We start from the raw sequence: 22,071 nt of genomic DNA on the forward strand, positions 1-22,071 counted from the left end.
GATTGACGCGTCAATTATGCGATCATATGATTGACGTGTCAATAAGGAGGCCGTGGATGAGCGACGACACACCGGTGCGGCGGCGCAGGCGCCTGCCCACCCGCGAGGAGCTGCGTGACTGGCGCGTGTTCACCGAGACCTCGGACGCCCTGCGCGCCGAGCTGTCCGCGCGCCTGCAGAACGAGACGGGGCTCTCGCCGTCCGACTACCGGGTCCTGCTCGCCCTCTCCGAGGCCGAGGGCGGGCGGCTGCGCTCCTCGGAGCTGGCCGACGCCGTCGAGTGGGAGCGCAGCCGCCTGTCCCACCACCTCAAGCGCATGGAGCGGCGCGGGCTGATCCGCAGGGAGGACTGCGCCGTGGACAACCGGGGCGCCGAGATCGTCCTGGAGGAGGAGGGGGCGAGGGCCTTCCACGGTGCGACCGTCCCGCACCTGACCGCCGTCCGCGAGCTCTTCGTCGACGCCCTCACCCCGGAGCAGATCGCCGCCGCCGGGGAGATCGCCCGCGCCCTGCGCGCCCACCTGGACGCGCGCCCCGCCTGACCCGCTCTGCGGCCGGGCGGGAGGGCGTGTGCGCCAGGGCCGCCGCCTCCCCCGGGGCACGGGAGGCGGCGGGAACGCGTCCGCTCCCCGGGGCCGACGGCCCCGGGGAGCGGACGTTCCGGTTCAGCCCGCCGCCGCGACGGCCCCGCCGTAGAGTTTCCGCAGCGGAGCGGGGTCGGGTTCCACCACGTGGTCGGTGGTTCCGGTGTCCAGGAGCGCCTCCAGGTACTCCAGGCAGACGTGGTACCCGGTGGCGGTGCGCGCGGCCGCGTCGGGGTCGGGGCCGAGCCGGGTGGTGAACGTCAGCAGCGTCCCCCCGTCGGCCTCCGCCGCCTCCCACCGCAGGACGTCGCCGTCCCAGGTCCACTCGAACACCGACGGCGGATCCCACACCCGGATCTCGCCGCGCAGGGGGGCGTCGTCCTCCTCCCCGGCCCCCGCCGGCCAGAAGGGCAGCTCGATCGCGGCCCCCGCCCGGCGCTCGCCGACGATGTCGCAGGGCAGCCAGTGGGCGAGGTGCCCGGACTCGGTGATCGCCTCCCAGACCTTCGGGCGGCCGTGCGCGAACCCGCGCCGGAAGCGCAGCTCCCAGCCGTCGTCCGTCCGGCGCACGGCGGCGGCCCGCTCGTCGGTGTCCATTGCTTCCTCCCCGGTGTCGCGTGTTCTCGGAGCGCCTCGGTCCCTACCGCTCGAGCTGCTGGACCAGCCCGAGGAGGTGGCCCTCCGGGCTCTCGAAGTCGGACCAGGCCAGCGCGCCCTCGATCTCCTGGCGCTCGCCGGTCCCGATGCCCGCGTCCGCGAGGCGGCTCCGCTCGGCGTCCAGGTCCCCGACCCCGAGCAGGACCTTGGCCCCGGCCCGTTCGGCGCCCTCGTCGCCCGTGGTCAGCAGCAGGCTCACCCCGTCGCGCAGGTCGAACTCGACATCGGTGGGGGAGGGCTCGCCGGACGGACCGTGCCCCAGGACCCGGGTGTACCAGGCGGTGGCCGCCCGGAGGTCCCTGACCGGAAGGTTGATGATCACCAGGGCGGGCTTCAGGCCGTCGGCCATGGGTGCCTCGTTTCCGTTCGGTTCGTCGGGGGGCGGAGCCGGGCTCCGTATCTTCAAACTAACATTCTTCGTACATCCATTCGAAGGATTTCCGGGGAAACGGAGTGTCGCAGGCCGGGCCGGGCCGGAACCGGCGCCGCGGCCCCGCCCCGGTCCGGTTCAGGCGGCGGCGTCGAGGCGGGCGCGCTGGTCCTCGGTGAGTTCCAGGTCGAGGGCGCCCAGGCTCTCCTCCAGCTGCTCCACGGAGGAGGCGCCCACCAGCGGGATGACGGGCAGCTCGTGGCCGATCTGCCAGGCCAGGACCACCTGGTTGGGGGTGGCGCCGGTCTCGGCCGCGACCTCCCCCAGGACCGCGAGCCGGGCCGCGGTGCCCGGGTGGTCGTAGTCGCGGGGCAGCGGCTTGTCGGCGCGGGTGTAGGCACCGCTGAGCAGCGGGGTGTAGGCCACCAGGGTCAGCCCCGGCTCGGCCTCCAGGTAGGTGAGCAGGTCCGGGCCCGCGCCGCCGATGTTGCCGTACCGGCACAGCGGGTCGCCGATGTCGGTGCGCGGCCGCAGGTAGCTGTGCTGGTACTGGAGCACCTCGTAGCCGGGCAGGCCCGCGGCGGCGGCCAGGGCGCGGGCGCGCTCCACACGCCAGACGGAGTGGTTGCTCACCCCCAGCATCCCCACCGAGCCCTCCTTCACCAGCTCGGCGAAGCCCTCGACGGTCTCCTCCAGCGGCGTGCCCCGGTCCTCGATGTGCGCGTACAGCAGGTCGATCCGCTCCAGGCCCAGGCGCTCGCGGCTGGCCTCGGAGGATTCGCGGACGGTCCGGGCCGACAGCCCCTCGGCGTTGTCGGTGTAACCCGTCCCCGGGGCGAGCGGGCGGGCGCCGAGCTTGGTGGCGATGAAGAGCTCGTCGCCGACGCCGCGGCTGCGCCGCCAGCGGCCGATCACCTCCTCGCTCTGGCCGCCCTGGTCCCCGTTCTCCCAGAACGCGTAGTTGTTCGAGGTGTCCAGGAAGGTGCCGCCGGCCTCGGCGTAGCGGTCCAGGATGGCGAAGGACGTCTTCTCGTCGGTGCGCGTTCCCATGAGCATGGTGCCCAGGGCGAGGGCGCTCACCTCGCGCCGGGTGTCGGGGCCGGTGCCGATGGTGCGCTGACGCATGGGGGTTCCTCCCGTTCGCGGCCCGCTCTCCGCGGGTCCTGGAACAGGAGTCTGCGACCTGGAGCGCACTCCAGGTCAAGCCCCCGGGCCGATGTCACCCGGCGCGAGGAGGCGTCCGGTCCGCGCGCCTTCAGCGCTCGCGGCCGTGGGCGGCCACCGCCAGCGGGCAGAACACCGCCACCAGACCCGCGGACCAGGCCAGGGAGGCGGCGATCGACGACCCGGCCGGGGTGCCGGTGAGCAGCGCCCGGCAGGCGTCCATCACCCGGGTCACCGGGTTGACCTCCGCCCAGGCCCGCAGCCAGTCCGGCAGGGTGTCCACCGGCGCGGCCAGGCTGGTGCCCAGCAGCAGCGGCAGGAACGCGACGAACGCGATCGCCAGCACGGTCCCCTCGCCGCGCACCAGAACGCCCAGGAACACCGTCACCCAGCTCAGCGCGAACCCGAACCCCATGGCCAGCGCGGCCGCCGCCAGCGCCGAGCCGGCGTCGGTGGTGACCCGGAACCCCAGGAGGGCCCCGATCGCGAACAGCAGCGCCACCGCCAGCGCGTACCGCACCACGTCCGCCAGCACCGACCCCCACAGCGGGGCGGAGCGCCCGATGGGCAGGCTGCGGAACCGGTCGTACACGCCCTTGCGGCGGTCGACGTTGATGCTCACCCCGCTGGCGAGCATCCCCGACAGGCCCGCGCCCATCACCAGCACCCCGGGGAAGAGGTACTGGAGGTAGTCGCCGGTGGACCCGGACACCGAACCGCCGAAGAGGTACACGAACAGCACCATGAACAGCGACGGGGTGACGACCCCGTTGACGATGGCCCCCGGGTCGCGGACGGACCGGGCCAGGCCGCGACGGGCCAGCAGCAGGCTGTGCCGGACCAGGGCGCCGGGCCGCGGGGGTGCCGCGGCGGGCGGGGCCGCCGGAGGGACGGGCGAGGGGGAGAGGGAAGGGGTGTTCATGCGGCGGGCTCCTCGTCACGATGGCGGGCGTCCCCGGTCAGGGCGAAGAACACCTCGTCCAGGCTCGGCAGGTGCAGGGAGAACTCGATCACGGGCACGTTCCGGGCGCGCAGCCCCTCGGCCACCCGCCAGGCGGTGTCGGCGTCCTCCACGGGCGCCGACAGGGCGGTCCGCCCGGTCCGCTCGGGGGCGCGGCCGGTGACGGAGGCGAGGACCGCGGCGGCCGCGTCCATGTGGTCCGGGCCGCCCGGGCGCACGGACACCGCCTGGCCGCCCACCACGCGCTTGAGCTCGGCGGGCGTGCCCTGGGCGATCACCCGGCCGCGGTCGATGATGCGGATGTCGTCGGCCAGCGCGTCGGCCTCCTCCAGGTACTGCGTGGTCAGCAGCACCGTCGCCCCCTCGGCGGTGACCTCGCGGACCATCCGCCACAGCTCCTCGCGCCGCCCCGGGTCCAGCCCGGTGGTGGGCTCGTCCAGGAACACCACCCGCGGCCGGCCCACCAGGCTCGCGGCCAGGTCCAGCCGCCGCCGCATCCCGCCGGAGTAGCCGGAGACGGGCCGGTCGGCGTCCCCGGCCAGGCCGAACCGGTCCAGCAGTTCGGCGGCGCGGGCCCGGGCCGCGCCCCGGCGCAGGTCGAGCAGGCGGCCGATGAGCTCCAGGTTGCCCCGCCCGGTGAGCTCCTCGTCCACGGTGGCGCTCTGCCCGGCCAGGCCGATGAGCCGCCGCACCCGGGCGGCCTCGCGCACCACGTCGAACCCGCCCACGCGGGCGCTCCCCGCGTCCGGGCGGGCGAGGGTGGCCAGGATGCGCACGGCGGTGGTCTTGCCCGCGCCGTTGGGGCCGAGCACGGCCAGCACCGTGCCCGGGGCGGCGGACAGGTCCACGCCGTCCAGGGCGACGGTCTTCCCGAAGCGTTTGACCAGGCCCTCGGCCTGGAACGCGGGTTCCTCCACGGCTCCGCCTCCTTTCAGATGATGACAACATTCAGATGATGAGAGTATCCGAATGCCGCTGGCATCTCAACGTAGGATGGGTGGACGCCACCAGACACGGGGGAGGGGCATGGTCCGGCTCACGAGGGCGCAGCAGCAGGCCCGCAACCGCGCGCGGGTGCTGGCCGCCGCCGCGGAGGAGTTCGCCGAGAGGGGGTTCCACGACGCCAGGATCGACGGCATCGCCGCCCGGGCCGACCTCACGCGGGGGGCGGTGTACTCCAACTTCCCGGGCAAGCGCGCCCTGTACTTCTCGGTGCTGGCCGACGCCGCCGAACGCTCCGACCCCGCCCGCGACCCGTCCCGGCCCCCGGCGGACGCCCCCGGCCCCGCCGACCCGGCGGCCGCGCTGGGGGCCTTCGCCCGGGCCCGGCTCTCCCGCGTCCCGCTCACCGGCTCCGACGAGCCGCTGGGCACCGCGGCCGGGCTCACCCCGGAAGTGCTCTCCGACGCCCCGGTGCGCGGCCTCTTCGCGCAGCTGGTCAAAGTGGAGGCCGTCCTGCTCGCCCTGTCCCTGGAGGCCCTGGCCGGCGACGGCCGCCGCCGGGTCCGGCAGGCGCGGGCCGTCCTCACCGTGCTCCACGGCGCCGAGCGCACCGCCGCCGTCGCCCCGGGCACGGTGGACCCCTTCACCGTCATCCGGACCTGTGAGCACCTGGCGGGGCTGGACCTGGACGACCCCGAGCCGCCCCACCTGGCCCACATCGGCCCGGCCGAGCCCGCCGACGACCCCTGGGAGCCCCCGGAGGCGGTCGACCCGGCCACCGGCGAGCGGGTCGGGTTCGGTGCCGACGGCGTGGTGGCCGTCCTGGGGCCGGGCCGCCTGGAGGCCGTCGAGGACGCGCTGCGCGCCGCCGCCGACACCGACGCGGTCACCGCGGTCCTGGCCACCGACGACCCCGCCGAGCACGGGCCGCTGCTGCACGCCTTCCTGGCGGACCTGTACCGCCACCTGGCCGCGGCCTTCCCCGCCCGCGCCGTCCCCCGGGCACGGCTGGTCCTGGACGCCGCCGGCGCCGTGGCGGCCGCGGTCGGGGCGGCCGCGGCGGAGGACACCGAGGTGGCGGTGCGCGTCGGCGGCGGTCGGATCACCGCCCGCGCCGCGCGGCCGCGGGGCGGCCCACGCCGTGGCCGCCGCCCGCACCCCTGCTCGGCTCTTGACCGCCCGGGGCGGCGGCCCCGCCCGGGACCGCCGCCCCGGAGGCGCCGCTCACCCCCGCCCGGTGTCGCCGCCGAGGGCCCGCAGGACGCGGGCGCGTTCGGGGTCCACACCGCGGGCGCGCAGGCGGGCGGCCTCGGCGGGGGCGAACCCCGCCACCGCCCACGCGGCGACCTCGCCGCGCGGGACGCCCGCGTCCCACCACGCGCGCAGCAGCTCCACCGCGTCGGCACCGAGGGAGCGGGCCTCGGCGGCCGTGAACCCCAGCTCGCGCAGGATCAGCGCCCGTGCCGGGTCGATCCCGGCCCGGGCCCAGGGCACCGCTTCCGGCCCGGCCCAGCCGGTGTCGGCGAAGGGGCGCGCGGCGGCCGGACCGATCCCGGCGGCCAGCAGCGCCCCCATCGCCTCGGCGCCCCCGTCCTCGGGGGAGGGGGCCGGGGAACCGCGCAGCAGCCGGTGCAGCATCCGGCGCACCGCGCTCCGCGGGTGCGGGCGCTCGCCCGCCAGGTGCCGCTCGGCCGCCTCCGCGTGCGAGTACCCCAGCTCGTGCCAGCGCACCGCCTCCCGCGGCGCCATCCCGGCCCGCAGCAGGGGCCGCACCGTGTACGGGGTCAGCCCGGCGGTGCGCCAGGACAGGGCGGGGCCGGGCCGGTACACCCCCGCGGTCCGCCACCGGTCGGCGTCGGCCAGCGCGAACCCGGCGCCGATCCACCGCCGGGCCTCGCCCACCTCGTAGCCGCGCGCGGTCCACTCGTGCAGGTCCTCCGGCCGTTCCGGGCCGTCGGGGTCGGACAACGTCTCCACGGGATGTCCCCTCTCTTCTAGTCCGCGTCCCCGGGCAGCGGCACCACGTGCGCCCAGGCGGGCGGTTCCGGAGCCGCGCCCCCGGCGACCAGGCCGACGACCACCGGCATCCGGGGCGGCGTGTCCGGCCACGGCGTGTCCCCGTCCGTGAGCACCAGTACCAGGTCGGGGCGCAGGCCGGCGGCCGCGGCGATCCCCTCGCGCAGATCGGTGCCGCCCCCGCCGACCAGCCGCACCTCCTCCACCCGGCGCACCGTCTGCACCGGGTGGGCGTGCCGGTCGCAGCAGATCACCCGCAGCCGCCGGCGGCCGCAGGCGCGCTCCAGCACCCCGGCGACCTCCGACACCAGCCGCCGCAGCACCGCGTCGCCGACGCTGCCCGAGGTGTCCACCACGACCGCCACGTCGGGGACGGGCGCGGCCGTCGCGGGCAGCAGCACCCGGCCGTGCGGCCCCGGCGGCCCCTGCCTGCGCGCGGGCCTGCGGTAGGTGAAGTCCACCCGCCCCGCGCCGTGGTACACCCCGCGCCGCAGGACCGCCCCCAGCCGGGCCCGCCAGTCCACCGCGGGCCGCAGCCGCTCCCGCGCCCAGCGCTCCCAGCCGCCCGGGACGTCCGAGCGCGCGGCGGCCCGCGCGACGATGTCGCGGGCCAGCGCCGCTTCCAGCACCGCCCGTTCCACATCGGACAGGGCGCCGCCGCCGGCGAGCTCGTAGGACCGTGCCAGTCCGTCCGCCGAACGGCCGCAGTCCACCAGCGCGGCCACCGGCCGCCCGCCGCGCGCCTGTGCCTCGTCCAGCACCTCGATCTCCGACAGGTACTCCTCGGCCAGCCGCCCCGGGGGCAGGCCCAGGGCCCGGGGCGAGACCACGCCGGCGGGGGACTCCAGCCCGGCCGCCTCCAGGTCGTCGTTGACCTCGGCGTCGGCGGCCCGGTTCCACCACCGGGCCGCCGGACCGCCGGGGTCCGCGGCCCCCTCCGGGACGCGGTCGGCGTGGCGGCGCACCAGGTGCCCCACACCGTGCAGCAGCCACCACCCGAACTCCCGCACCGGCACGGCCAGCGCGGTGCCGGGGTCGATGTGGACCCGCCAGCCCGGGTCGGTCGGAAAGGCGCGGAAGTCGGGGTCGGGTACGGGCTCCCCGGTCTCCTCGTCCCGGCGCGGCTCCAGCACGACCGGGGTGAGCGAGAACAGGGCGTGGGCCAGGTAGGGCGCCTGGGCGGCCGCCCACAGGCGGGCCGCGGCGAACCGGTCGGCGGTCCGCGCCGCGTGGTCGTTCACGCCGCCTCCCCGGGCATGAGCCCGGCCGCGCGCAGCACCGGGGCCAGTTCCAGCAGCGCCGCGGGCGGGACCGCCCCCGCCGGCCGGCGGGCCGCCAGGTCGCGCGCGGCCGCGGCCGCCACGTCCGGCACGTTCCGGGAGACACGGGCGACCACCTCCCAGGCCCGCTCCCACGCGGGGGCGCCGCCGTCGGCCGCCACGTGGGCGACCAGGGCGCCCAGCAGGGCGTGCAGCCGGTCGGCCCGGTCCGGCAGCGGCAGGCCGGGGTCGGCCAGGAGGCTTTCGGGCGAGGGCAGGTCCAGGGTGCGCAGCCACGACAGCACCTCGAACCCGGCGGCCTCGCCCACCGCGCCCGTCACCAGGGCGGCCACCGCCGCCTCCACGTCCGGTGCCCCGGGGTTGGCCCGTCCGGCGGCCAGCGCCAGCGCGGCCGCCTCCCAGCTGCGCGGACTGGGCCACCCCCGGCCCGCGGCGGCCGGGTCGCCGGGAACGGCGAGCACCAGTTCGGGGCGCACCCGCAGGAACGCCCCCACCGCCGAGCGGGCCGCCGCGGCCTGCTCCGCGGACGGTGCCACCGCCTCCCCGGCGCCGGAGGCGGGGAACCCGTGCGCGAACCCCGCGGCGATCTCGGCGGCGGACACCTCCCGGTCCAGGTGGACCAGGCGGTTGGCCAGCGGGGCCGACAGCTCCCAGCCGTCGGCGGCCAGGCCGGGCGGGTTGGCCGCGGCCACGATCCGCACCCCGGCGGGCAGCACGAGGTCGCCGACGGTGCGCTCCAGCAGGACGCGCAGCATCGCGGCCTGCACGGCCGGCGGCGCGGTGGTCAGCTCGTCCAGGAAGAGCAGGCCCTCCCCGGCCGCGGCCAGCCGCTCGGCCCAGCGGGGCGGGGCGAACCGGGTGCCGCCCTCATGCACGACGGGAAGGCCGGAGAAGTCCCCCGGCTCGCGGACGGAGCCGACGACCACCTCCACGGGCAGGTCCAGCTCGCGCCCCAGGGCGAGCACGGACGCGGTCTTGCCGGTGCCGGGGGCGCCCCACAGCAGGACCGGCAGGTTCGCGCGCACGGCCAGGGCGAGCGCGGTGCGGGTGCGGGCGGTGTCCTTCACGGGGTCCTCCGGGGCCGGGTGCGGATGCGTGGCGGGGCCGCGGACGGCCCCGACATGAGTCAACCTAGGTTGACTTCTCGGGGAAGTCAACCCCAGTTGACTTCCGTTGGACGGCCGCGCCCCCGCTCACGGCTCCGGCGGCTGGATTGCGCGGTCTCCGAACCGGGGTAGCGTGGAGGACGGAGGCGTCCCCCGCGACGGGGCCTGCGCCCCAGCCCGTGAGGAGACGTTCAGTGACACGCACCGGTGCCGACGGGCCCCTGCTCAAGTGCTCGTTCTGCGGCAAGGACCAGAGTGAGGTCCGCAGGCTCATCGCGGGCCCCGGCCATATCTGCATCTGCGACGAGTGCGTCGGCCTGTGCAACGAGATCATGGAGGAGGAGGACGCCGTCCTCCCCGCCGAGGACTCCTGGGATGCGTTGCCCAAGCCGCGGGAGATCTACGAGTTCCTGGATTCGTATGTGATCGGGCAGGAGCAGGCGAAGAAGGCGTTGTCGGTGGCGGTCTACAACCACTACAAGCGGGTGCGCTCGGAGGGGGAGCGTCCGGGTGGTGAGGATGTGGAGATCGCGAAGTCGAACATCCTGCTGTTGGGTCCGACGGGGTCGGGCAAGACGTTGTTGGCGCAGACGCTGGCGCGGATTTTGAACGTGCCGTTCGCGATCGCCGATGCGACGGCGCTGACGGAGGCGGGGTATGTCGGTGAGGATGTGGAGAACATCCTGTTGAAGTTGATCCAGGCGGCCGATTACGACGTGAAGAAGGCCGAGACGGGGATCATCTACATCGACGAGGTGGACAAGGTCGCTCGGAAGAGTGAGAATCCGTCGATCACGCGGGATGTGTCGGGGGAGGGTGTGCAGCAGGCGTTGTTGAAGATCTTGGAGGGGACGACGGCGAGTGTGCCTCCGCAGGGTGGGCGGAAGCATCCTCATCAGGAGTTCATTCAGATCGATACGACGAATGTGCTGTTCATCTGTGGTGGGGCGTTTGCGGGGTTGGACAAGATCATCGAGTCGCGTACGGGGCGGCAGGGGATGGGGTTCAACGCGGTGTTGCGGTCGAAGGAGGAGTTGGCGGGGGGCGGTTTCGGTGAGGTGATGCCGGAGGACCTGTTGAAGTTCGGGATGATTCCGGAGTTCATCGGGCGGTTGCCGGTGATCACGAGTGTGCATGATCTGGATCGGGGGGCGTTGATCCGGATTCTGACGGAGCCGCGTAATGCGTTGGTGAAGCAGTATCAGCGGTTGTTCGAGTTGGACGGTGTGGGGTTGGAGTTCACGCCGGACGCGTTGGAGGCGATCGCGGAGCAGGGGATCATTCGGGGGACGGGTGCGCGTGGGTTGCGGGCGATCATCGAGGAGGTGTTGTTGTCGGTGATGTACGAGGTGCCGTCTCGTGAGGATGTGGGTCGGGTGATCATTTCGCGGGAGACGGTGATCGACAACGTGAATCCGACGATCGTGCCGCGGGCGCAGATCGAGCCCGAGCACCGCAAGAAGTCCGCCTGACACCTCGCCCCGCGCCCCGGACCGGGGACACGCGGGCCCGCCACCGCCCCTTCGCCGCGTTCGTGGTGTGAGATGGCGCAAGGGGGTGGTGGTGCGCATGGCTCTGACGGACCCGGAGGGCGAGTACCTGTTCGACGAGCTGGTCCGGTCGGTGCACGACCGGGGGCCGCTGGAGGTCCTGGAGGCGGTCGAGTCCTACGCCGCGGCCATCGGCCTGGGCCGGATCATCGTCTACGTGGTCGACATCCAGCAGCGCCTGCTGGTCCCGCTCACCGAGGGCGAGCCCCTCCCCGTGGACGGCACCACCGCGGGCAGCGCCTACCGCTCCGAGACCCTGCGCCTGGTCGAGGCCGAGGGCTGGCTGGAGCTGTGGCTGCCGCTGCGCGACGGCGTCGACCGCATGGGCGTCCTGTGCGTGTGCGCCCCCTTCCTGGACGAGCCCACCCTGCGCCGCTGCCAGACCCTGGCCTCCCTGCTGGGCCTGGTCATCACGTCCAAACGCGCCTACAGCGACACCTACGCCCGCCACACCCGCACCCGCCCGGTGCACCTGCGCACCGAGATGCTGCGCGCCTTCCTGCCGCCCCGCACCCTGGGCACCGCCCGCGGCATCTCCACCGCCGTCCTGGAACCCGCCTACGAGCTGGGCGGCGACGCCTTCGACCACTCCCTCACCAAGGACGTCCTGCACGTGGCCATCCTCGACGCGATGGGCCACGACCTCGCCTCCGGCCTGACCGCGTCCGTGGCCATGGCCGGCGCCCGCAGCGCCCGCCGCAACGGCGCGGGGCTGAGGGAGCTCACCGCCGAGGTGGAGGAGGCGCTCACCGCCTGGCTGCCCGAACGCTTCTGCACGGGCGTCTTCGCCACCCTGAACCTGGGCAACGGCCTGTTCTCGTGGGTCAACTGCGCCCACCCCGCCCCGCTGCTCATCCGCAAGGGGCGGCTGGCCCCGGGCGCCCTGGAACGCGACTCCGAGCTCCCCCTGGGGCTGGCCGAGATCGGCGCGGGCACCGCGCGCACCGTCCACGAGCTCCGGCTCGAACCGGGGGACCAGGTCCTGCTCTACACCGACGGGGTGACCGAGGCCCACGACGGGCAGGGCCGCATGTTCGGCCTGGAACGGTTCGCCGACTTCATCATCCGCGCCACCTCCGCCGAGGAGCCCGCCCCCGAGACACTGCGGCGGCTCATCCACGCCATCCACGACCACCAGCGCGGCAGCTTCACCGACGACGCCACCATCGTGCTGCTGGAGTGGACCCCCGACGGGCCCGGCGCGGACCGGACCCCGCAGGCGTGAGCCGCACGCTCACCACAGGGCCAGGACCCGGCTGGGCCCGCCGGAGGCGTCCGCGCCCGGCAGCACGCCGACGGTGAGCAGGGCGCCCGCGGGAGGCAGCCGGTCCAGGCCCCGCAGCGCCTCCAGGCCCCACCGGTCGGCGCGGCCCACCACCTCGTGGGCCTCGAACGCCGCGGACACGGCCGGGTCGGTGCTGAGCGTGTCCACCCCGGTGCCGACGATGCCCCGCCGGGAGATCAGGAAGTCGCAGGCCTCCGCCGAGAACCCGGGGAAGTGCCACGACCCGTCCCCGTCCGTACCGCGCACCGCGGCGTCGCCCCGTTCCCAGCGGGCGCTCCACCCCGAGTGCATGAGCACCGCGGCGCCGCGCGGGATCTCCCCGTGCGCGTGCTCGAACGCCAGCACGTCGTCCACCGTCACGGAGGTGTCGGGGTCCTCGGCGGCCCGGGCGGAGATGTCGATCACCGCGGCGGGCGCCACCAGTTCCTCGGGGCGGATGTCCGGCACCATCCTGCCCCCGCCGATCACGTGGCCGGGCGCGTCCAGGTGGGTGCCGGTGTGCTCGCCCAGTGTCCACCGCTGCACGTAGAACCCGAACTCGCCGTCGGGGGCGGGCCCGGAGACCGTCTCCCGGCGCGGCTTCTCGTCGTCCCACCCCGGCAGGGACGGGGTGATCACGTGGCTGAGGTCGGCGACGTGCCGGTACCCCCGCGGCCACGCGGGGGGCTCCGCCGGGGGCCGTCCCCCCGCGGAGGCGGTGGCGGCGGCGTCCCCGGCCGTCCGGGCCCGGACGGTCTCACCGGTTCCGTGCAGACACATGTGCCACCCCTCGCGCTCGCTCCACCGCGGTACGCCCGGCCCGCGGGCGCTGCCACCCTACCGGGCCGGGCGGGGGTTCGGCCGGGGGCGGGGCGGGGCAGGAAGCAGGGGCGAGGACCCCTGCGAACCCGGAGACGCCGATGCCCCAGACCCCCGCCGACCCCTGGTGGAAGTCCGCCGTCGTGTACCAGATCTACCCGAGCAGCTTCCAGGACGCGGACGGCGACGGCCTGGGCGACCTGCCCGGCGTCATCGACCGGCTCGACTACCTGCACACCCTCGGCGTGGACGTGGTGTGGCTGTCGCCGGTGTACCCCTCGCCCCTGGCCGACAACGGCTACGACATCAGCGACTACCTCGGCATCCACCCCCGGTTCGGGACCCTGGCCGACTGGGACCGGCTGCGCGACGGCCTGCACGAGCGCGGCATGCGGCTCGTCATGGACCTGGTCGTCAACCACACCAGCGACGAGCACCCCTGGTTCGCCGACTCCCGGGCGTCGCGGGACTCCCCCTACCGCGACTTCTACTTCTGGCGCCCGGGCCGCGGCGACGGCCCGCCCAACAACTGGGGCTCCGTCTTCTCCGGCCCGGCCTGGACCCGCGACGACGCCACCGGTGAGTACTTCCTGCACCTGTTCACCCGCAACCAGCCCGACCTGAACTGGGAGAACCCCAAGGTCCGCGAGCAGGTGCACGACATCGCCCGCTGGTGGCTGGACCGGGGCGCCGACGGGTTCCGGATGGACGTCGTCAACTTCGTGTCCAAGGCCCCCGGGCTGCCCGACGGCCCCGTGCCCCCCGGGAGCGGGTACGGCCTGTTCGCGGAGTACTCCATCAACGGGCCGCGACTGCACGAGTTCCTCGGCGAGCTGCGCGACGCCGCCTTCGCCGGGCGGGACGTGCTCACGGTGGGGGAGATGCCCGGGGTGAGCGTGGAGCAGGCCCGGGCGCACACCGATCCGGTGGACGGGGAGGTGTCCATGGTGTTCCAGTTCGAGCACGTGGACCTCGACCACGGGCCCGGCGGCAAGTTCGACCGGGTGCCGCTGGACCTGCGCCGCCTCAAGGGCTCCCTGGACCGCTGGCAGCTCGGGCTGGCCGACCGGGGGTGGAACAGCCTCTACCTGAACAACCACGACCAGCCCCGGGCGGTGTCCCGGTTCGGCGACGACGGCGAGCACCGGACGGCCTCGGCCAAGACCCTGGCCACCACGCTGCACATGATGAAGGGGACCCCGTACGTCTACCAGGGCGAGGAGCTGGGGATGGCCAACGCCGGCTTCTCCGACATCTCCGAGTACCGCGACGTGGAGACCCACAACCACTACCTCCACGCGATGGCCGCGGGGGCCGACGAGGCGCGGGTGATGGCGGGGATCGCCCGGATGAGCCGGGACAACGCGCGCACCCCGATGCAGTGGGACGCCTCGCCGAACGCCGGGTTCACCACCGGCACCCCGTGGATCGCGGTCAACCCCGACCACACGGAGGTCAACGCCGAGGCGGCGCTGGCCGACCCCGACTCGGTGTTCCACCACTACCGGCGGCTCATCGCGCTGCGCAAGGAGCACCCGGTGGTCGTCCACGGGGCCTACACCCCGCTGCTGCCCGAGCACCCGGCCCTGTACGCCTACACCCGAACGCTGGACGGCACGGTGCTGACGGTGCTCGCCAACTGGAGCGCGGACACGGTGGCGGTGGACGCCGCCCCGGCCGTCGCGGGCCCCCGTCCGGAGCTCCTGCTGGGCACACACCCGGCGGCGGAGGAGGGGGTGTTCGCGCCGCTGCGGCCCTGGGAGTCGCGCGTGCTCCTGTCGCGCTGAACCCGGCGTGCGCGCCGGTGACCTGCGGTGGCCGCCGTCCCGGTGATTTCAACTTTTTTGAAATGCGGGCCAGGTGAGGTTAGACTAACCTTCGTTTGCCGGGATCATCCCGCTTCGCCCCTTTGCGCCTCCCCCGGGTCTCCCGACCCGTGCGCAGCGGTCGCCTGCCCAAAGCGCGGCCGATCCTCACCGAGAAAGCACCTGTGCACATGGACTCCACCCTGCGCCGCGCCGGCGGCATCGGAATCGCGGCCCTGCTGACCCTGGGCCTCGCCGCCTGCGGGACCCCCGCCGAGGAGGAGGCCCCCGCCGCGGAATCGGCCGACGGCGCCTTCCCCGTCAGCATCGAGAGCGCCCTGGGCACCGCCGAGATCCCCGCCCAGCCCGAGCGGGTCGTCACCCTGGGCCAGGGCTCCGCGGAGACCGCCATCGCCCTGGGCACCGTCCCCGTCGGCATCGAGAGCTACGAGTGGGGCAGCGACGAGACCGGCTACCTCCCCTGGATCCACGAGGCCGTGACCGAGGCCGGAGCCGAGCCGCCCACCCAGTTCGCCGGGGCCGACGACATCGACTTCGAGGCCATCATCGAGCTGGAGCCCGACGTCATCCTCGCCCCCTGGTCCGGTGTCACCCAGGAGCAGTACGACGTCCTCACCGACATCGCCCCCACGGTCGCCTACCCCGACCTGCCCTGGAGCACCGACTGGGACCAGCAGATCGAGATCATCGGGCAGGCCCTGGGCAAGCCCGAGGAGGCCGGGGAGCTCATCGAGGGCATCGAGACGCAGTTCGAGGAGGCCGCCGCGGCCAACCCCGAGTTCGCGGACCTGACCTTCTCCTACGTGTACAACACCGGCCCCGGCACCCTCGGTGTCTTCCTGCCCGACGAGCAGCGCGTCGCCATGGTCCGCGGCCTGGGCCTGCAGGTCGACCCGGTCGTCGAGACCTTCCCCGAGACCGAGGGCACCGACTCCGCCGTCATCGGCCTGGAGAACGCCGACAAGCTCGCCGACAGCGACCTGGTCTTCACCTTCTACAGCAGCCCCGAGAACCGCGAGGAGATCGAGGCCCAGGAGCTGTACCAGGCGATCCCCGCCGTCGAACGCGGCTCCGTCGTCGCCCCCGAGGACCAGCCCTTCGTCACCGCCTCCTCCATCATCAACCCGCTCACCGTCCCCTGGACGCTGGAGCGCTACGTGCCCCTCATCGAAGAGGCCGCCGCGAACCTCGACGGCTGACACGCACCGGTAAGGCGATTGTGAGAACACGCACGACGCCGCCCCGGACCGGCCCCGCCCGCGCCGTGCTCATGCTCGGCGCGGGCGTCGCCGCGCTGGCCGGGGCGATCCTGCTCAGCCTCGTCGCGGGCGGCAAGCCCACACCGCTCCCCGACGTGTGGCGGGTGCTCACCGGTGATGCCGACCCCTACATCACCACCGTGGTGCACAGCCGCGTCCCCCGGACCGTCCTGGGCGTCCTGGTCGGCGCGGCCCTGGCCCTGGCGGGCACCCTCATGCAGGGCGTCACCCGCAACCCCCTGGCCGACCCCGGGCTGCTCGGCGTCAACGCCGGTGCGGCCGCCGCCGTGGTCACCGCCACCGCGCTGTTCGGACCGACCTCGGTCACCGGCACCGTGTGGTGGGCGCTGCCCGGAGCGCTGGCGGCGGGCCTGGCCGCCTACGCCGTCGGCAGCCGCGGCGGCGACGCGGGCCTGGTCCGCCTGGTCCTGGCCGGGGCCGTGGTCTCCGCCGTGCTCATGGCCTACGTCCAGGCGATCGCGCTGAGCATGCCCGACACCTTCGACAGCTACCGCTACTGGGTGGTGGGCTCCCTGGCCGGGCGCGGCTTCGACGTGATCGTCGCCGTGCTCCCGGTCGTCGGCGCCGGGGTACTGCTCGCCGTGCTCACCATGGGCGGCCTCAACGCCCTGGCCCTGGGCGAGGAGGCGGCCACCGCCACCGGGGCCAACACGGCCTGGACCCGCTCGGCCGGGCTGGTGGCGGGTGTGCTGCTCGCCGCCGGTGCCACCGCCGCGGCCGGGCCCATCGCGTTCGTCGGCCTGGCCGTCCCGCACGTGGTGCGGGCCCTGGTCGGCGTCGACTTCCGGCTCCAGGTGCCCTTCGCGCTCCTGGCCGGCCCGGTCCTGCTGCTGCTCGCCGACGTGGCGGGCCGCACCGTGATACGGCCCATCGAGCTCATGGTCGGTGTGGTCACCGCGTTCGTCGGCGCGCCCGTGCTGCTGTACGCGGTCCGGAAGATGCGGACGACCTCATGAACCGAACCCTCACCGGACCCGCCCCGCAGGCCCCGGCCGCCACCCGCCGCGACCCGGTGCTGCGCCTGGGCCGGGCCCTGGCCCTGCCCGTCCACCCCCGCTCCCTGCTGTGGGGGGTGCTGCTGGTGCTCGCGGTGCTCGCCGTCGCGGCCGCCACGCTCTCCCTGGGGCGGCTCGGCATCCCGCTGACCCGGATCCCCGCCGTGGTCGCCGGCGGGGGAGAGGGCGCCGAGGCGTTCGTGTTCGAGCGCCTGCGCGGCCCCCGGCTGACGGTCGCCCTGGGCACCGGCGCCGCGCTGGGCCTGTCCGGCGCGCTCTTCCAGTCGGTCACCCGCAACCCGCTGGGCAGCCCCGACGTCATCGGGCTCGGCGCGGGGGCCGGGGCGGGTGCGGCCTGCGCCGCCCTGCTGCTGCCCGGCACCATACCGATCCCGCTGGGCGCGCTGGCCGGGGCGGTCCTGGCGATGGCCCTCGTGGCGCTGAGCACCGGGACCGGGCTGCGCCACCCCGGGCGGCTCATCGTCGCCGGGATCGGCGTGGCCGCCATGGCCCAGGCCTTCACCCACTTCGTGGTGTCGGTCATGGCCCGGGACCAGGCGAACGTGCTGTCGGCCTACGTCAACGGCAGCCTGGGCGCCCGCGACTGGGGCCACGCCGCGACCATCTGGGGAGCGCTCCTGCTCGCGGTCCCGCTGCTGGTGTACCTGGCCGGCCCCGTGGCCGTCAACGAGATGGGCGACGAGCTCTCCGACGCCCTGGGCGCCTCCGCGGCCCGCACCCGCACCCTGGCCATCGGCCTGTCGGTGGTGCTGTCGGCGGCCGCCGTGGCGGTGGCCGGGCCGATCGCGTTCGTGGCGCTGACCGCGCCGCAGATCGCCCGCCGCCTCACCGGGGCGGCCGGGCCCCACCTGGTCCTGTCCGCGGTCACCGGCGCCCTCCTGCTGGCCGCCGCGGACCTGGGCGTCCAGCAGTCGCCCGTCGGCGACGGCCTGCCGGTCGGCCTCTTCACCATGGCCCTGGGCGGCGTCTACCTGGGCCACCTGCTCATCCGCGAATGGCGAAAGGGAGTCCTATGAGCCCGGTACTGTCCGCCGAGGACCTCACCCTGGGGTACGGGGCCGAGCCGGTCGTGCGCGGCCTGGACCTGAGCATCGCCGACGGCGAGTTCACGGTGATCGTCGGCCCCAACGGGTGCGGCAAATCCACCCTGCTCAAGGCCCTGGGGCGGATCAACAGGCCGGTCTCGGGCCGGGTGCTGCTGCACGGCACCGACATCCGCTCCCAGCGCGCCAAGGCGGTCGCCCGTCGGATGGCGATGCTGCCGCAGAGCCCCACCGCGCCCGAGGGCATCACGGTGCGCGGACTGGCCGCCCGCGGCCGGTTCCCGCACCACACGCTGCTGCGGCAGTGGAGCCCGGCCGACGACGAGGCGGTGGACCGCGCCCTGGAGCTGACCGGGCTCTCCGACCTCGCCGACACCCGGGTGGGCTCGCTCTCGGGCGGCCAGCGCCAGCGGGCGTGGGTGGCGATGGTCCTGGCCCAGGACACCGGGGTGCTGCTGCTGGACGAGCCGACCACCTACCTGGACATCGCCCACCAGTACGACCTGCTGGAGCTCTTCGCCGACCTGCACCGGCGCGGCCGCACCGTGGTCGCGGTGCTGCACGACCTGGCCCAGGCGGCGCGGTTCGCCACCCGCCTGGTGCTCATGGACCGGGGGAGCGTGGTCGCCGACGGCACGCCCGACGAGGTCATCACGGCCGACCGGGTGCGGGAGGTGTTCGGGCTGTCCTGCGACGTGGTGCCCGACCCGCGCACCCGGACCCCGCTGGTGATCCCGCACGAGCGGTCCTGACCACCCGTCCGGGGCGCCCGCGGCCCCCGGACACCGGCGCCGCCCGGCCGAGGAGGCCGAGGGCGGCGGCCGCCCGGCTGCGGTGCCTTGCGGGCATGCCGCCTTCCTTCGGGGGAGGGCGGGCCCGGACGCCGGTGGTGTTCGGCCGAGGAGGCCGAGGGCGGCGGCCGTCCGGCCATGGCGCCCCGTGGGGCGTGCCGTGTCCGTTCGGGGCGGGCAGGCCGCCCGGGCTACCCCTCCCGGGCGGCCTTGTACTCCTCCCACTGGGCGAGGAGCGCGTCGTGGTGGTCGTCGAGCCAGGTCATGTAGTCGTGCATGTTCCGCAGCCGGGCACGGGCGTGGGGCCTGAGCCCCGGCAGCCGCTCCAGGGCGTCGGCCGCCAGCGCCTTCTGCCGCTGGAGGTAGGCGCGCTCGTTGCGCAGGAACCCGCCCCAGACGTCCTCGTCCACGGTGACGCGGCGGGTCCGCTCGCCGGGTGTCTCGACCAGGTCCACGAACCCGGCCTTGCGCAGCCGGCGCACCGCCTCCGACACCGAGCCGCGGCTCACCCCGGCCCCCTCGGCGATCTGCTCGGCACTGACCGCCTCGTCGTCGGCGACCAGCAGGTAGCCCAGGATGCGCCCCTCCGAGCGGGGTCCGCCCTGGGCGTTCCAGTGGTCCGCGAAGCGTTGGACGAAATCGTCCCGGAACCCCTGCTCCGCCTGGTTCTCCCGCTCTTCCGGCATGGGCACGACCCTATCGGTCACCGCCCGGACCGCGGTCCCGGGGCGCGGTCCGCGCGCAGCGACTCCAGCATGGGCTCCAGCGCCTCCCACACCGCGTCCAGGTCGCCCGGGCCGCTGCGGTCGGCCAGCCACAGCGCGGCCTCGTTCATCGCCCCGGAGAGCAGGTGCGCCGCGGGCTCCACCGGCCGGGGCGGCAGGACCCCCGCCGCCACCAGGTCGGTCAGCGCCTCGGTGAGGTGGCGGGCCGAGTTGGCCTCGTCCATCTCCCGCCAGGCGCTCCAGCCCAGCACGGCCGGGCCGTCGACCAGCATGATCCGGCGGACGTCGGGCGCGGTCGCGGCGGCGAGGAAGGCCCGGCACCCGGCGGTGAGCCGGTCCCAGGGGTCGGGCTCGGCGTCGGCGGCGGTGGCGACGGCGGCGGCGACCTCCTCCTGGACCCCCTCCAGCACCGCCCGGAACAGCGCGGCCTTGCCGTCGAAGTGGTGGTAGAGCGCGCCCTTGGTCACCTTCGCCGCGGCCACGACACCGCTGAGACCGACCTCGGCGTAGCCGTGTTCGGCGAACAGGCGGCGGCCCTCGCGGAGCAGGGTGCGGCGGGTCTGTTCGCGCTGCCGGGCGCGGACCCCGGTGGCCTCGGGCATGGGGCGGTCCTCCGATCTTTGACATACCGACGGTACGCGAATAGTCTAGTTCGCATACCGCTGGTATGTGAAAGGAAGCGTCATGAAGCTGAACTCCTTCTATCCGGTCCTGGGCACCGCCCGCCTCCCCGAGTCCCGCGACTTCTACGTCACCTGGTTCGGCTTCGAGGAGACCTTCGCCGCCGACTGGTACGTCAGCCTGCGCCGGCCCGGCCCGCCCGAGGTCGAGCTGGCCCTGCTGGACCCCGCCCACCCCACCGTCCCCGAGGGCTTCCGGGAGCCCGCCCGCGGGATCCTGCTGAACTTCGAGGTGGCCGACGTCGACGCCGAGTGGGAGCGCCTGGTGGTGCGCGGCGGCCTGCGCCCCGAACTGGCGATCCGCACCGAGGAGTTCGGGCAGCGGCACTTCATCGTGGCCGACCCCGGCGGGATCCTCGTGGACGTCATCACCGAGGTCCCGCCCGGCGAGGAGTACGCCGCGAACTTCCTGGACCGCTGAGCCCGCCGCGCCGCCTACCCTGGTGTCACCCCACCCCCGTCCCACCCAGCGGAGGCGACACCATGGCCCTTACCCTGGAACAGGCCTCGGAGCTGGCCGCCCGCGCGCACGCCGGACAGGTCGACAAGGCCGGCCGCCCCTATGTGGAGCACGTCTACGCGGTCCGCGACCTGCTGGCCGCCCACGGCGAGCGCGCCCAGGTGGCCGGGGTCCTGCACGACGTGTTGGAGGACACCGACCTCACCGCCGACGACCTGCGCGCCCGCGGCTGCCCCGAGGAGGTCGTGCGCGCCGTGCTCGCGGTCAGCCGCCGCCCCGGCGAGACCTACGACGAGCTCATCGCCCGCGCCGCCGCCGACCCGCTGGGCCGCCTGGTCAAGCTGGCCGACAACGCGCACAACTCCGACGAGGCCCGGCTGGCGGCACTGCCCGCCGAGCAGTCGGAGCGGCTGCGCACCAGGTACGCGCGGGCCCGCGCCGTCCTAGAGGGCGCCGAGAGCCGGGGAACGCTGATCGTCCTGTACAGCCCGCGGCCGGACGAGTGCCGGACCTTCTACCAGGGGCTGGGCCTGCGTTTCGTCCGCGAGCGCCACGGCTCCGGCCCCGAGCACCACGCGGCGGTCCTGGCGGGCGGCCTGGTGCTGGAGCTGTACCCGGCCACGGGGGAGCGCGCCACCGGCGCGCTGCGCCTGGGGTTCGCGGTCCCGGCGCACCGCACCGACCCGGCCCTGGCCCCGGGCCGGTACACGTTCACCGACCCCGACGGGCGGGCGGTCGACGTGCGCGCGGAGTGATCCGGGCGGCCTCCGGTGCACGTGCATTGATACCAGCCGGTCGGTATGCTGGACCGGACGTACGAACGGGTGCGCCGCCGCCGACGGCGGCGGCGGGATGGGACGGGACATGGCGATGGCGCGGCGCACGGCCGAGGCGGGGACCGGACGCGGATCGGTGCCCGAGCGCCTGCTGGAGGCCGCGACCCGGCTGTTCGCCGAACGCGGCTACGAGGGCACCTCCGTCCAGGAGATCGTGGTCTCCGCCGGGGTCACCAAGGGCGCCATGTACCACTACTTCGGCTCCAAGGACGACCTGCTCTACGAGGTCTACGCCCGGGTGCTGCGCATGCAGACCGAGCACCTGGTGCGGATCTCCCGGCTCGACGCCCCGGTCGCCGAGCGCGTGCGCGCGGCCGCGGCCGACGTCATCGTCACCAGCGTCGCCAACCTCGACGACACCGTCATCTTCTTCCGCTCCATGCACCAGCTCAGCGAGGAGAAGCAGCGGGAGGTGCGCAGCGAGCGCCGCCGCTACCACGAGATCTTCCGCGACATGGTCCGGGAGGGCCAGGAGGAGGGAGTCTTCCGCGACGACGTCTCCGCCGACCTGGTGGTCAACTACTACTTCGGCTCGGTCCACCACCTGAGCACCTGGTACCACCCGGGCGGCGCGCTCACCGGCGAGGACGTGGGCCGCCACTTCGCCGACCTGCTCGTCGCGGGGCTGCGCCCGGAGAAGTAGCCCGGACACGGGCCGGGGCCGGGGGGAGTCCCCCCGGCCCCGGGCGGTGTTCCGCGGC

Annotated in this window: 22 protein-coding genes; 12 read left to right on the forward strand and 10 right to left on the reverse strand. The window is 74.9% G+C overall.

Going from position 1 to position 22,071, the window contains the following annotated elements:
- Positions 1 to 56 precede the first annotated feature (56 nt).
- Positions 57 to 542 carry a MarR family winged helix-turn-helix transcriptional regulator gene (locus tag K1J57_RS20075; RefSeq protein ID WP_220560113.1) on the forward strand — a complete coding sequence of 162 codons (486 nt, stop codon included), beginning with the start codon at positions 57 to 59 and terminating at the stop codon, positions 540 to 542.
- A gap of 123 nt (positions 543 to 665) precedes the next feature.
- On the opposite strand, the gene K1J57_RS20080 is transcribed toward K1J57_RS20075, so the two are convergent.
- The 5 genes from K1J57_RS20080 to K1J57_RS20100 all read right to left on the reverse strand — a co-directional run bounded on the left by K1J57_RS20080 (position 666) and on the right by K1J57_RS20100 (position 4,653).
- Complete coding sequence (locus K1J57_RS20080; protein ID WP_220560114.1) at positions 666 to 1,181, reverse strand: SRPBCC domain-containing protein; 516 nt, start codon at positions 1,179 to 1,181, stop codon at positions 666 to 668.
- Between the two features lie 43 nt (positions 1,182 to 1,224).
- Positions 1,225 to 1,590 (reverse strand): VOC family protein, encoded by a 366-nt coding sequence (locus tag K1J57_RS20085; RefSeq protein ID WP_220560115.1) that lies wholly within the window; start codon positions 1,588 to 1,590, stop codon positions 1,225 to 1,227.
- Positions 1,591 to 1,749: 159 nt separating this feature from the next.
- Complete coding sequence (locus K1J57_RS20090) at positions 1,750 to 2,736, reverse strand: aldo/keto reductase (RefSeq protein ID WP_220560116.1); 987 nt, start codon at positions 2,734 to 2,736, stop codon at positions 1,750 to 1,752.
- Between the two features lie 130 nt (positions 2,737 to 2,866).
- Complete coding sequence (locus tag K1J57_RS20095; protein WP_220560117.1) at positions 2,867 to 3,697, reverse strand: ABC transporter permease; 831 nt, start codon at positions 3,695 to 3,697, stop codon at positions 2,867 to 2,869.
- Positions 3,694 to 4,653: an ATP-binding cassette domain-containing protein gene (locus K1J57_RS20100; RefSeq protein ID WP_220560118.1), complete on the reverse strand. Its 960-nt coding sequence runs from the start codon at positions 4,651 to 4,653 to the stop codon at positions 3,694 to 3,696. The genes K1J57_RS20095 and K1J57_RS20100 overlap by 4 nt, the downstream gene beginning before the upstream one ends.
- Positions 4,654 to 4,762: 109 nt before the next feature.
- On the opposite strand from K1J57_RS20100, the gene K1J57_RS34180 reads away from it, so the two are divergent.
- Positions 4,763 to 6,676, forward strand: coding sequence for a TetR/AcrR family transcriptional regulator (locus K1J57_RS34180; protein ID WP_370634464.1), 1,914 nt, complete (start codon positions 4,763 to 4,765; stop codon positions 6,674 to 6,676).
- Here the strand turns inward: K1J57_RS34180 and K1J57_RS20110 are convergent.
- Entirely contained in the window at positions 6,673 to 7,935 is a 1,263-nt protein-coding gene (locus tag K1J57_RS20110) for a VWA-like domain-containing protein (protein WP_220560120.1), read from the reverse strand. The genes K1J57_RS34180 and K1J57_RS20110 overlap by 4 nt on opposite strands.
- Entirely contained in the window at positions 7,932 to 9,041 is a 1,110-nt protein-coding gene (locus K1J57_RS20115; protein WP_220560121.1) for an ATP-binding protein, read from the reverse strand. Before K1J57_RS20115 ends, K1J57_RS20110 begins: the two co-directional genes overlap by 4 nt.
- 233 nt (positions 9,042 to 9,274) lie before the next feature.
- On the opposite strand from K1J57_RS20115, the gene clpX reads away from it, so the two are divergent.
- Positions 9,275 to 10,552 carry an ATP-dependent Clp protease ATP-binding subunit ClpX gene (gene clpX / locus K1J57_RS20120; RefSeq protein WP_220560122.1) on the forward strand — a complete coding sequence of 426 codons (1,278 nt, stop codon included), beginning with the start codon at positions 9,275 to 9,277 and terminating at the stop codon, positions 10,550 to 10,552.
- Positions 10,553 to 10,649: 97 nt separating this feature from the next.
- A complete protein-coding gene (locus tag K1J57_RS20125) occupies positions 10,650 to 11,855 on the forward strand; it encodes a PP2C family protein-serine/threonine phosphatase (RefSeq protein WP_220560123.1) in 1,206 nt (401 codons plus the stop codon).
- 9 nt (positions 11,856 to 11,864) lie between these two features.
- Here K1J57_RS20125 and K1J57_RS20130 read toward each other — a convergent pair whose 3' ends face one another.
- Entirely contained in the window at positions 11,865 to 12,674 is an 810-nt protein-coding gene (locus tag K1J57_RS20130) for a cyclase family protein (protein WP_220560124.1), read from the reverse strand.
- A gap of 140 nt (positions 12,675 to 12,814) precedes the next feature.
- Between K1J57_RS20130 and K1J57_RS20135 the strand changes: the two genes are divergently transcribed.
- The 5 genes from K1J57_RS20135 to K1J57_RS20155 all read left to right on the forward strand — a co-directional run bounded on the left by K1J57_RS20135 (position 12,815) and on the right by K1J57_RS20155 (position 18,630).
- Entirely contained in the window at positions 12,815 to 14,500 is a 1,686-nt protein-coding gene (locus K1J57_RS20135; RefSeq protein WP_220560125.1) for an alpha-glucosidase, read from the forward strand.
- 209 nt (positions 14,501 to 14,709) lie between these two features.
- Positions 14,710 to 15,738, forward strand: coding sequence for an iron-siderophore ABC transporter substrate-binding protein (locus K1J57_RS20140; RefSeq protein ID WP_220560126.1), 1,029 nt, complete (start codon positions 14,710 to 14,712; stop codon positions 15,736 to 15,738).
- A 71-nt stretch (positions 15,739 to 15,809) separates the two neighbouring features.
- A complete protein-coding gene (locus K1J57_RS20145; RefSeq protein ID WP_220565667.1) occupies positions 15,810 to 16,775 on the forward strand; it encodes an iron ABC transporter permease in 966 nt (321 codons plus the stop codon).
- The gene (locus tag K1J57_RS20150; RefSeq protein WP_220560127.1) at positions 16,772 to 17,851 is read left to right on the forward strand and encodes an iron chelate uptake ABC transporter family permease subunit; all 1,080 of its coding nucleotides are present in this window, start codon (positions 16,772 to 16,774) and stop codon (positions 17,849 to 17,851) included. The genes K1J57_RS20145 and K1J57_RS20150 overlap by 4 nt, the downstream gene beginning before the upstream one ends.
- Complete coding sequence (locus K1J57_RS20155) at positions 17,848 to 18,630, forward strand: ABC transporter ATP-binding protein (RefSeq protein WP_220560129.1); 783 nt, start codon at positions 17,848 to 17,850, stop codon at positions 18,628 to 18,630. Before K1J57_RS20150 ends, K1J57_RS20155 begins: the two co-directional genes overlap by 4 nt.
- A 230-nt stretch (positions 18,631 to 18,860) precedes the next feature.
- On the opposite strand, the gene K1J57_RS20160 is transcribed toward K1J57_RS20155, so the two are convergent.
- Positions 18,861 to 19,355 carry a GbsR/MarR family transcriptional regulator gene (locus K1J57_RS20160; protein WP_220560130.1) on the reverse strand — a complete coding sequence of 165 codons (495 nt, stop codon included), beginning with the start codon at positions 19,353 to 19,355 and terminating at the stop codon, positions 18,861 to 18,863.
- A 17-nt stretch (positions 19,356 to 19,372) separates the two neighbouring features.
- Positions 19,373 to 19,996 carry a TetR/AcrR family transcriptional regulator gene (locus tag K1J57_RS20165; protein WP_220560131.1) on the reverse strand — a complete coding sequence of 208 codons (624 nt, stop codon included), beginning with the start codon at positions 19,994 to 19,996 and terminating at the stop codon, positions 19,373 to 19,375.
- 82 nt (positions 19,997 to 20,078) lie between these two features.
- On the opposite strand from K1J57_RS20165, the gene K1J57_RS20170 reads away from it, so the two are divergent.
- From K1J57_RS20170 to K1J57_RS20180, 3 genes are all read left to right on the forward strand, one after another.
- Positions 20,079 to 20,495 carry a VOC family protein gene (locus K1J57_RS20170; protein WP_220560132.1) on the forward strand — a complete coding sequence of 139 codons (417 nt, stop codon included), beginning with the start codon at positions 20,079 to 20,081 and terminating at the stop codon, positions 20,493 to 20,495.
- A gap of 62 nt (positions 20,496 to 20,557) precedes the next feature.
- Entirely contained in the window at positions 20,558 to 21,289 is a 732-nt protein-coding gene (locus K1J57_RS34185; RefSeq protein ID WP_220560133.1) for an HD domain-containing protein, read from the forward strand.
- Between the two features lie 109 nt (positions 21,290 to 21,398).
- Positions 21,399 to 22,013 (forward strand): TetR/AcrR family transcriptional regulator, encoded by a 615-nt coding sequence (locus K1J57_RS20180; protein ID WP_220560134.1) that lies wholly within the window; start codon positions 21,399 to 21,401, stop codon positions 22,011 to 22,013.
- Positions 22,014 to 22,071 lie beyond the last annotated feature (58 nt).

The organism is Nocardiopsis sp. MT53, from assembly GCF_019598965.1.
Classification (GTDB): domain Bacteria; phylum Actinomycetota; class Actinomycetes; order Streptosporangiales; family Streptosporangiaceae; genus Nocardiopsis; species Nocardiopsis changdeensis.